This is a genomic window from Oleiagrimonas sp., from assembly GCF_027858935.1.
Classification (GTDB): Bacteria; Pseudomonadota; Gammaproteobacteria; order Xanthomonadales; family Rhodanobacteraceae; genus Oleiagrimonas.
Genome location: NZ_JAQIBU010000073.1, coordinates 1 through 9912, shown reverse-complemented (window position 1 = coordinate 9912; position 9912 = coordinate 1). Strand labels below are relative to the sequence as shown.

Below are 9912 nucleotides of genomic sequence, written 5' to 3'. Positions count from 1 at the left end.
GTGGTCTGGTAGATCTGCACGCCGTTCTGGGTCACCGTGACCTTGGCGTTGGTATCGGCCACGCCATGGATCACCGGCGCATAGCCGCGCAGCGACTGGGGCAGCATGCGGTCGTCTGTGGCCAGTTGCGCGCCGCGCAGGCTCAGGCTGTCGAAGACCTCGCCGTCGGTGTAGCTGTCGCCTACGGTCAGCGTCGAGCGCAGCGAGGGCAGGTCGCGTTGCACGTAGGCATTGATGGTATGCCAGTGCTGCTGCGATGGTGTGCCCTGGTTGCCCGAAATCCAGGTTGCGGTTGAATCCTGGCGCAGATGCCAGGGGCCGATGTTGAGGCCGGCCTTGAGACCAAGATAGGTGCTGGTCTGGCTGAGGCCGCTGCTGTCGGTATGGTAGGAGTTCAGATTGTAATTGAGCATGCCCGCCGGCACGCCTGGATCCCAGGAGTCGGGGTTGACGTAACCACGCGGCATCTGGCCCAGATAGGCCTGCGGCACGCTGATGTCCAGACGCAGGTCGGGCTGGTCGAAATGCGCCTGCGCATCGGGGATGATCTGGCCGATCTGCACGCAGGTTCCGGCACGGCCGAGCTGTGGCGTGCCCTTGGCCGGCTGCAGACCCATGCGATCCAGCATATCCTGCGTGATGCACGGTCGGGCGCTGGCGCCCGGAGTGAGAGCGGAGAAGCGCACGTTCACACGTCCGACCCACTTGTGGTTCATGTAGACATCGAGATTGTAGATGCCCGGAAGGACCGGATTGGCGTGTTCGAAACGGGAAAGGTTGACGGCGCTGCGCGCCCCGCCCGAGAGCATGCTGGAGTCGAAATCCGCGAAACCACTGTCCGGGTTTGCGTTGCTTTCGCGGTTCGCGGAGGGTGCATCGGACGCAGCACCATGGGTGGGTGCCGCACGCGCGCTAGCGGACCATCCGACCAGAATCGGTGCCATGAACATGCACAGCGCCAGTCGCGCAGGCAAGTACCTGCACGCCCGCGCGCACCGAAGCATGGCGCGGCGGGGGTTCATTGCGCAACGACCGTCCCCTTGTGGACATCTCCAGCGCCGTAATCATTGATGGTGGTGAAAGCGATGGATGTCCCCGCGGGAAGTGCGTGCTTGACCCCGGAAAGGGCCAGCGGCTGGACGCCGAACGGCGCGACCATTCCGGATGCTGCCTTCACCGGCTTGCCGTCGACCTTGAGCGAAAGCCGGGTGATGGTGATGTAGTAGGGCGTCGGGTTGTGCACGACGAGTACAGCCCCGTGACTGCCCCGGGACGAGGTCCAGGTCAGAGCATCGGGTGCCTTCAGCGGATTGCCGGCCAGCTTGGCCGGGCGATAGAACAGCTTCAGCCGCGAACGCACCGCGAATTGCAGCAGGTTCTTGCCGGCTGCGTCCTTCGGCTTGGGGGGAATCTCGAGCACGTTGAGCCAGAACAGCGATTCGCGGTCGGCCGGCAGGCTTTTCGGATTGCCGGTGAAAAGAATACGCAGGCTCTGATCCTTGTCCGCTTCCATGCGGAACAGCGGTGGGGTGATCAGGAATGGAGCCTTGCTGCTGTCCGGGGTGGAATGGATGTTTCCGGTGTCGATCCAGGCTTCCACCAGTGCCGGCTGGTCGCCCTTGTTGCTCAGGCGGACGGTGGTCTGCCCCTGGCTGGCCGGGAATACGACGCGCGTGCCGCCGATGATGACGCTGGCCCGGGCCGTGCCGGCTCCCAGGCACAGTACGAGGGCAAGAATGCGTGCGGCGTGGACAAGGCTTTTCATGACAGGTACCGGGGTGGAGTCACACGTCCGAGTGTCGGGAGGGGTCGCTCGTCCTAAGCCATTGGCGCTGCGGCGGAGCTTCCGCCGCAGCGCATGACACGGAGTGATTACTGGTAGATCATCGTGAAATCGACCGTCGATGTCACGCTACCCGCGCCTGCAGCACCACCGTTGGCATAGTACTGAGCCGAATAATTCAGGGTCGCAGCGCCGCCCGACAGAGAGACCGACGGCGAATTCTGGGCGGTGGCGGTGGACTTGCTGAGGTCCATCACCGCGCCGCTAGCGTTAAGCAACTGCACCTGCACATTCGTAGCGGTGCCGCTATTGTCGAGGTTGCCGTTGGAACTGTTGATCTTGCCGCCGCTGAAATAGGTCTGGACGCTGGTCAGGAGACTAGGGCAATTCGTGACGGCGATGGAGAATCCTGTCTTGCCGGCGATAGCACCTGCGGTATTCAGTTTCGTGGCCATCACGCTCGGCAGGGTCACGGCCTTCACATCAGATGTGCCGTAGGCATTACCGTCGACTTGGCAGGTCTGTGGAACGACCGTGCCGGTGATGGTGATGGTGCCGTCGGTGGCGGCGTTGGCGGAGGTGGCAAGCAGGCCGGTGGCGGCAATCGCGGTGGCCAGCAGGGCAGTCTTGAAGTTCATGGCGGTATTCCTCTACTAAAGTGAATTTGCGAAATGGCTGTGACTGGATGGGTTCACACGCTGGGTGTGGACGTGTCATGTGTGGTTCGGGCGATGCCTATAGCTTGTACTGCTGCAGTTCGTGTCCGGCGTGGGTCCACCGGCAGTGCGTTCCCTGGTGTTATGGGACGTTTCGTCCTGTATATCCCGTTTGTTTTGCTTGATGATGATATTCAAGCAAAACACGTGCCAACCATGGCGGGTGGGGCAACTTCAGGCAGGAGACGCGCCGGAGGGGGTTCTCCTGCCGGTAATGAGGTGGCTCAAGGGCCGAAGGCAGTGACGCGATACGTCACCCAGAATGCGCAATGCGTCACAGTATTCGTTCACTCACGGTGGGGTAGCCAAGCCTTCTGGCTGCGTACTGGTTCAGGTTCAAGTCATAGAGTACGGTTGTCTAGCAACATACCCAAGTTAAAATATATTTCAAGTTAGCTTTATAGGATATTGTTTTAAATACTATTTTGTTTAAAAAACAGGCCATGATGCGTGCCGCGAGGCTTTTGTCACGGCCGGTACGCGTGCCGGAGCGGGGAGCATGGGATGTTCCACGACCACTCTCGGATCGTGACGAACGGCAGGGACGCTGCCTGTGCTTGCGGAAAGTGAACGGATTCGCACTATGTCGAACAAGGAGCCGAAACCGGATGTGAATCAGTTCTCACTATCCGATTGGCGTTGCGGCGGGTTCGGGGAACAGCAGGCAGACATGCGCTAGCCGCATCAGGCAGACATCCCCGGTGGTAGCCAAAGGCGCCCGCCCATAGAATGGCCCGATTGATCTGATCGCTTCGATACGCTCTGGGACGTACCGGACGCCGGTCCTCGTTCCCACTTGGATACCTGATGACATTGCAAACCCTGCGAATCGCCACCCGCAAAAGCGCTCTTGCCCTGTGGCAGGCCGAGCATGTCGCCGGGTTGCTGCGCCAGACCCACCCGGATGTGCATGTCGAGCTGGTGCCGATGAGCACGCGCGGTGACCAGGTGCTGGACCAGTCGCTGGCAAGCATTGGCGGCAAGGGCCTGTTCCTCAAGGAACTGGAAGTGGCCATGCTGGAGCGTCGCGCGGACATTGCCGTGCATTCGCTCAAGGATGTGCCTGCGGCGCTTGAACCCGGCTTCACTCTGGGCGCCATCCTGCCGCGTGCCGATGCCGCTGATGCTTTCGTCAGTCGCAAATTTGGCAATCTCTCCAAACTGCCCCAGGGTGCGCGCGTGGGGACGTCATCACTGCGCCGCGCGGCGCAGTTGCGCGCCCTGCGTCCGGATTGCCAGGTCCTGGATTTGCGCGGCAACGTCAATACCCGGTTGGCCAAGCTGGACGACGACCAGTACGAAGCCATCGTGCTTGCCTGCGCGGGGCTGGAGCGCCTGGGCATGGCGGACCGCATCCGTTCGCGGCTGCATGCCCCAGGTTGGCTTCCGGCGCCGGGACAGGCCGCCGTGGCCGTGGAGATGCGCGAGGGCGATCACCATATCGCCAGGCTGCTCAAGCCGCTGGAGGACATGGACACGCGCATCGCGGTGAACGCCGAGCGCTCCATGAATGCCGCCCTCGGTGGCAGTTGCACGGTGCCGGTCGGGGCATGGTGTGTGGTCGGGGAACAGGGCCTCACGCTGATGGGCCTGGTCGGGGATGTCGCCACCGGGCGCCTGCTGCGCGCACGCGCCGAGGGCGTGCCCGATGCGGCCGCGGCGCTGGGCCGCACGGTTGCGCGGCAGTTGCTTGACCAGGGCGCGGCCGAATTTCTTGCGCCACATGCCGGTGGCTCACCGCCCTGACCCCCACCCCCCGGCGTTTCCGGATGGCTTCAGAAGTTGTACACGAGGTTGGTGGTGTATAGCTGATCGGTGTGCACCCGCCCGGGCTCAATGGTGCTGTTGTAGCGGACCTGGTAGCCCAGTTTGAGGGCCAGCTTCTGGGTCATGTCGACCGAGAGCCCGGCATCGTTCTGATAGTAGCGGTTGGCCGAGCCGGCTTCGATAAGCAGGGTGTTCTCGAGCTTGGTGTTGGTCGTCAGTTGGTACTTGAAATTGATCCGGCTGCGCGCCACCACCTCGTCCTGGATCGGGGAAGATGCTTTGGTGCTGATGCCGTTGACGACCATGTTCTGGGCCGACGGGCGGTAGCGTTTGTAACCCGGGCCGGCCTCAAACGACAGTTCGGTGCGTGCATTCTTCAATGCGATATAGCCGTAACCCACCGAGACCACGCCCTGCCAGAGATTGGAGCCGTACTGATCATGCTCGTAGCGTAACGCGGTGACCACATAGCTGCGCGGGCTGAACTTGTAGCCCAGCGAGGCGCCGGTATCGTAACGGTTTGCGGTGGTGGAGTACTGGGTGACCGAATTTCCATTCGAATCGGTCACGGTCACGTTGCCTTTCGAACGCAGCCCCGTCAGGTAGAAGTTGTTTTTCCAGCGCTCGTTTTCCTGTTGCAGGTTGAGCTTGGCGTTGAGGTTTTCGGTGCGCGAATTGCCTCTGGATGCGGCGAAACCGAATTCGCCACTGCCGGACCAGCTGCCTGTATTGGTGGAATTCGACGGAAGGGTCTGCGCGAAGGCGACCACGGGCAGGAACAAGGTCAGGGCGACAAGCAGGCGTGAAACTACATTCATGGACGATATCCGGGGTGAAAGGTGGAACAAGCGCGCGCCGCTGCGTCGGGCGCGGGCACGACGGGATCGGCAAGGGTAAGGCATGCCCGGCACCGACTGCCAGTGGACGTCGGCAGGGTTGTTCAGGGATGGAACGGCCAAAAGAGCGGAATCAGCCACATCGAAAGACCGCAGAACAGTCCGATCAGTGGAATGCCGACTTTCATGAAATCGGTGAATTTGTAGCCACCTGCATAATAGACCATGGTGTTGGTCGGATAACCGACCGGCGTGGCGAAGGAGGTCGCTGCGGCGAATGCCACCGCGACCACGAACGGTTGCGCGCTGACGCCGATGGCATGTGCCACCGAGATGGCGATGCCAACCATCAGCACGGCTGCGGGGTTGTGGCCCATCAGTTCGGTCAACAGCGCGGTCAGCAGGTACACCATCAGCAGTGCCGCCAGCGGACTGTGATACCCGACCAGGCCCATGGCGCCCTCGACGACGGCATGCGACAGGCCGGTCTTCTGTATCGCGGTGCCTATCGGCAGGATCGCGCCCAGCAGGATAATGATCTTCCAGTCCATGCCCTCGTAGACGTCCTTGGTGCCAAAGCAGCCCGTCAGGGCCATGGCGGCTGCGCCACTGACCGCGGCGATCGGGATCGGCAGCCACTTCAGACCTGATACCAGCACTACGGCAGCCATGATGCCGACGGCGATCATGGCCTTGCGTGGTATGCGGCGGTTGGTTTCGCGCTGGCTGAGCACGATCAGGTTTTCGTCGGCGCGCAGGCGCGGCATGGTCACTTCGTCCACCAGCACCATCAGCACGTCACCTACCGCCAGTGAAACGTTGCTGAGCTTCTCGCGCAGGATGTGCCCGCGGCGGTGGATGGCCAACACAGTGGCGTCATAACGCCAGTTGAGGGCAGTTTCGCCCAGTCGATGGCCTTCCATCGGGCTGGCCGGCGCGACCATGACCTCGGCAATGACCCTGGGAGCATCGTTCTTGCCGTGGGCATAGCGTGTCTCCGGGGCGTTCTCCAGGTGGGTGCGGGTACGAAAGGTCTCGATCTTGTCCCAACTGCCGCGGACCAGAAGCACGTCGCCGATCTGGAGCTTCTGTGAACGCGGCGACCACATGCGCCGTTCCCCACGCAGCAGTTCCAGCGGGTAGATACCGTTGTTCTCGCCCAGCACAGCCTCGGTGATGGTCTGGTCCAGCAATGATGACTTTTCGGTCACGCGAAGCTCGGTGACGTACTTGCCGATCTCTTCGGTCTCCTGCTGCGGCATCGAGCTCTCTCTGGGCAGCAGCCAGCGGCCGAACAGCATGATGTAGAGGATCCCTGCCACGGCCAGGATCGCACCCAGCTCGGTGAACTCGAAGACTCCGAAACCGGGAAGCCCACTCGAGCGCGCAATACTGTCGGTGAGCAGGTTCGAGGAGGTGCCGATCAGCGTGCAAACGCCACCCATCTGCGCGGCATAGGCCATCGGCATCAGTACCCGCGAAGGCGAGGTGCGGGTTTGCGTGCACACACGCAGGGCCAACGGCAGGAACGTGGCGACCAGGGCGATGTTCTTGATGAATGCGCCCAATGGCGCGATGACCAGCATGATGGCCAGGGTCAGTACCCAGGGCTTGTTGATGCGAGAAAGCACTCGTGCCAGGGGTTCGAGCACCCCTGACCGTTCGATGCCCAGACTCAGCGCAAACATCGCTGCCACCGTGACCGTGGCCTCGTTGCTGAATCCGGCCAGGGCTTCGGTGGGTGTGATGATGCCCAGTACCGCCAGCGCAGCCAGCGCAATCAGGGCGACCACATCGACACGCACGCGCTCGCTGGCGAACAGCACCATGGTCACCAGGATGATGGCCACCGTGGCCCATGCATGCCAGGTCATTGCGGTTTCCCTGCCGGATGAGGGCGACGGGGCGTGCAAGGCGAATTTTGGATCCGGGTATTCAAACGATTCGGCTCACGTTTCAATTCATGCAATCCGTGCCTGCACCAGGCGTTACCGTTGGCGGAATCCGGACGGCAACACGTAGCCGATGCCACACATACGAACCTTGATCTTCGCACAGCCAGCCTCCCGAGGGGATGGTTGGGGCTGCGGTCCGGCCATGGAAGTGCATGGTCCTTCCGGCGACCGGCCGGTTGTGGGAGCATGTTGTTGCTGATGCACCACCTGCATCCGGATTTCCCGATACCCGAGCCATGGACCGATACGAACGCATTCTCACCCTGCACCGGCTGCTGAAATCGGCACGTTATCCGGTTTCGCTGTCGCATCTGATGGAGGAGCTGTCGTGTTCGCGTGCAACGTTGTATCGCGATGTTGCGTTTCTGCGTGATGCGCTGGGTGCCCCCGTGGAGAGTGCGGGGGGCGAACACGCTGCATTTCGCTATGAAGCTGGCGAAGGCGACCGCTTCGAACTGCCGGGTTTGTGGCTGACCAGCGACGAGCTGTCTGCACTGATGGCCCTGCAGGCGCTGGTGCAGCGTTCCGATCCGGGCGTGCTCTCGGGCGCACTGGCCCCGATCAGCTCGCGCATTGAGCGGCTGCTGGCCGATCATGCCGGCGGCAAGACGCTCCCGGTCGAGCGCATCCGAGTGATCAACTACGGCTCCCGCAAGCTGGACCAGCATGCCTTCCGCGTGGTTGCCGGGTCGGTGCTGGAGCGCTGTCAGTTGCGCTTCCGTTACCGTGCTCGCACCACCAATGCCGACAGCCGGCGGCGCGTTTCGCCGCAGCGCCTGACGCACTATCGTGACAACTGGTATCTGGATGCATGGGATCATGATCGCGAGGCCCTGCGCAGCTTCGCGGTGGATCGTATTGTCGAGGCCCATGCCCTGAGCGAGCCGGCGCACGAAGTTGCCGAAGCACAGCTCAATCAGGCCCTGACGTCCAGTTACGGTATTTTCGCCGGGGCGCCCAAGGCCTGGGCCACCCTGCGCTTTTCCTCGCATGCGGCGCGTTGGGTGGCCGACGAACACTGGCATTCGCAGCAGAAAGGGCAGTGGCTTGCCGATGGCCGCTACGAGCTGAAACTGCCCTATTCGAACTCCCGCGAGTTGTTGATGGACATGCTCAAGTACGGCCCTGAAGCCGAGGTGGTCGAGCCCGCTCCGCTGCGCGAGGAAATGAAGATACTGCTGCAACTGGCGCAAGGCGTATACCAGACCCCGCCGGTCTGAGAGGGGGGCTGCTGATGTCCGATGACTTCGCCATCCGGCCCCATCCAGATGCGACCGGTCCGCGCATCGCGCTCGCCCTGGGGGCGGGAGCTGCCAAGGGGTTGGCCTACATCGGTGTAATTGAGGAGTTGAACCGTCGTGGATTCCGTATCAGTGCGATTTCCGGCTGTTCGATGGGCGCACTGCTGGGCGGAATCTATGCCGCCGGCAAACTGGACGTGTATCGCGACTGGGTCTGTTCGTTGTCGCGCATGGACGTATTGCGGCTGCTGGACTGGACCCTGTCCGGGGGCGGCTTGATCAAGGGCGAGCGCATCATCGAGACCCTGCGCGAGCTGATCGGCGAGGTCGACATCGCCGAATTGCAGCTGGACTACACCGCCGTGGCCACCGACATTGATCGACGTCGCGAGGTATGGATCAGCCAGGGGCCGTTGTTCGATGCAATACGCGCCTCCATCGCGATTCCCTCGGTCTTCCGGCCGCATTCGATTGACGGGCGCCGTCTGGTGGATGGCGGTCTGCTCAATCCATTGCCGGTGACACCGTTGCTGGCCTCATCGTGGGACTACATGATTGCGGTGGGGGTGAACGGACCGGAGGAAGACCTCAAGGAGCATGCGCGGCGAACTGCCGTTGAGGATGGCGCGGGGCCGGCAGAGCGCGCAGGCAGACATGGATACCGCAAGCGTATCAGCCAGTTCATGCAACGCATCATCCCCGGTGAGCCGAAGCCTGAGAGCGCACGAGAGCCGGGAGCGCTGGACCTGCTCAACCAGTCGCTGGACCTGATGCAGGCCAATCTGGCCCAGTTGCGTTTGTCCGCCTGCCCGCCGGACCTGTTGATCGAGATGCCGACCAACATGGCCCACGTCTACGCGTTTTATCGGGCCAGGGAATTGATCGACATGGGACGCGAGCGCGCAAGCTGGATGCTCGACCACTGGGCGCCCGGACGGCTGCGCGGGTCAGCATCGCGCCCGGACAGCAGCGCCTCCGCCTGATCGATCTGCGGAAGGGGCCTGTTCAGCGTTCCACCACCTCGGTACGCCGTGACCGGCGGATCAACCAGGCCACACCGCGCAGGTCGGAAATCCCGACGATGGCGCGACCTAAATTGGTGTATTTGGAGCTACCCGCGTGACGCGGACGATGGTTCACGGGTACCGACTTCACCTGCCATCCGGCACGCTGCATCAGCGCCGGCAGGTAGCGGTGCATGTGGTCGAAGTAGGGCAGGTCCAGGAAGGCCGCACGCTCGAACAGCTTGATGCCGCAGCCGGTATCGGGTGTGTCGTCGCGCAGCAGGCGCCGACGCAGGCCGTTGGCGAAACGCGAGCCCAGTCGCTTGCTTGCACTGTCCTTGCGGTGCACGCGCCAGCCGGCGAAGAGCTTGATGTTCGCCGCGGCCGTATCGCGCTGGGCAATCAGTTTTGGAATGTCGGCCGGATCGTTCTGGCCGTCCCCGTCCAGGGTCGCGATCCAGGTGCCTCGCGCGGCCTTGACGCCGTTGCGAACGGCGGTGCTCTGGCCGCTCTGGGTCACATGGTGCAGCACCCGAAGTTCAGGGTGCGAGGCTTTCTGCGCGTTGAGCACATCGCGGCTGTCATCACGGCTGTCATCGTCGACGTAGAT

Annotated in this window: 9 protein-coding genes; 3 read left to right on the top strand and 6 right to left on the bottom strand. The window is 62.7% G+C overall.

Annotated features, from left to right (window positions below; all coding sequences use genetic code 11):
* From PF446_RS02935 to PF446_RS02925, 3 genes are all read right to left on the bottom strand, one after another.
* On the bottom strand, positions 1 to 944 hold a 944-nt coding region (locus PF446_RS02935; protein WP_298069553.1), incomplete at its 3' end, for a FimD/PapC N-terminal domain-containing protein.
* A gap of 74 nt (positions 945 to 1018) precedes the next feature.
* Complete coding sequence (locus tag PF446_RS02930; RefSeq protein WP_298069551.1) at positions 1019 to 1765, bottom strand: molecular chaperone; 747 nt, start codon at positions 1763 to 1765, stop codon at positions 1019 to 1021.
* Between the two features lie 107 nt (positions 1766 to 1872).
* Positions 1873 to 2421, bottom strand: coding sequence for a fimbrial protein (locus PF446_RS02925; RefSeq protein ID WP_298069549.1), 549 nt, complete (start codon positions 2419 to 2421; stop codon positions 1873 to 1875).
* A gap of 891 nt (positions 2422 to 3312) precedes the next feature.
* On the opposite strand from PF446_RS02925, the gene hemC reads away from it, so the two are divergent.
* Positions 3313 to 4245 (top strand): hydroxymethylbilane synthase, encoded by a 933-nt coding sequence (gene hemC, locus PF446_RS02920; protein WP_298069556.1) that lies wholly within the window; start codon positions 3313 to 3315, stop codon positions 4243 to 4245.
* Between the two features lie 29 nt (positions 4246 to 4274).
* On the opposite strand, the gene PF446_RS02915 is transcribed toward hemC, so the two are convergent.
* Both PF446_RS02915 and PF446_RS02910 read right to left on the bottom strand, forming a co-directional pair.
* Positions 4275 to 5084, bottom strand: coding sequence for a DUF481 domain-containing protein (locus PF446_RS02915; protein WP_298069547.1), 810 nt, complete (start codon positions 5082 to 5084; stop codon positions 4275 to 4277).
* Between the two features lie 122 nt (positions 5085 to 5206).
* Entirely contained in the window at positions 5207 to 6976 is a 1770-nt protein-coding gene (locus PF446_RS02910; RefSeq protein WP_298069545.1) for an SLC13 family permease, read from the bottom strand.
* Positions 6977 to 7293: 317 nt separating this feature from the next.
* On the opposite strand from PF446_RS02910, the gene PF446_RS02905 reads away from it, so the two are divergent.
* Positions 7294 to 8277, top strand: a complete 984-nt coding sequence (locus PF446_RS02905; RefSeq protein WP_298069543.1) for a YafY family protein — start codon at positions 7294 to 7296, stop codon at positions 8275 to 8277.
* Between the two features lie 14 nt (positions 8278 to 8291).
* Positions 8292 to 9281, top strand: a complete 990-nt coding sequence (locus PF446_RS02900; protein ID WP_298069541.1) for a patatin-like phospholipase family protein — start codon at positions 8292 to 8294, stop codon at positions 9279 to 9281.
* Between the two features lie 22 nt (positions 9282 to 9303).
* On the opposite strand, the gene PF446_RS02895 is transcribed toward PF446_RS02900, so the two are convergent.
* Positions 9304 to 9912 (bottom strand): glycosyltransferase family 2 protein (locus PF446_RS02895; RefSeq protein ID WP_298069538.1); only part of this gene is annotated, 609 nt, incomplete at its 5' end.

Bases quoted from the DNA above. Each gene is read 5' to 3' on its own strand.
- PF446_RS02930 (WP_298069551.1), bottom strand. From the start codon at position 1,765: ATGAAAAGCCTTGTCCACGCCGCACGCATTCTTGCCCTCGTACTGTGC.
- PF446_RS02925 (WP_298069549.1), bottom strand. From the start codon at position 2,421: ATGAACTTCAAGACTGCCCTGCTGGCCACCGCGATTGCCGCCACCGGC.
- PF446_RS02915 (WP_298069547.1), bottom strand. From the start codon at position 5,084: ATGAATGTAGTTTCACGCCTGCTTGTCGCCCTGACCTTGTTCCTGCCC.
- PF446_RS02910 (WP_298069545.1), bottom strand. From the start codon at position 6,976: ATGACCTGGCATGCATGGGCCACGGTGGCCATCATCCTGGTGACCATG.
- PF446_RS02905 (WP_298069543.1), top strand. From the start codon at position 7,294: ATGGACCGATACGAACGCATTCTCACCCTGCACCGGCTGCTGAAATCG.
- PF446_RS02900 (WP_298069541.1), top strand. From the start codon at position 8,292: ATGTCCGATGACTTCGCCATCCGGCCCCATCCAGATGCGACCGGTCCG.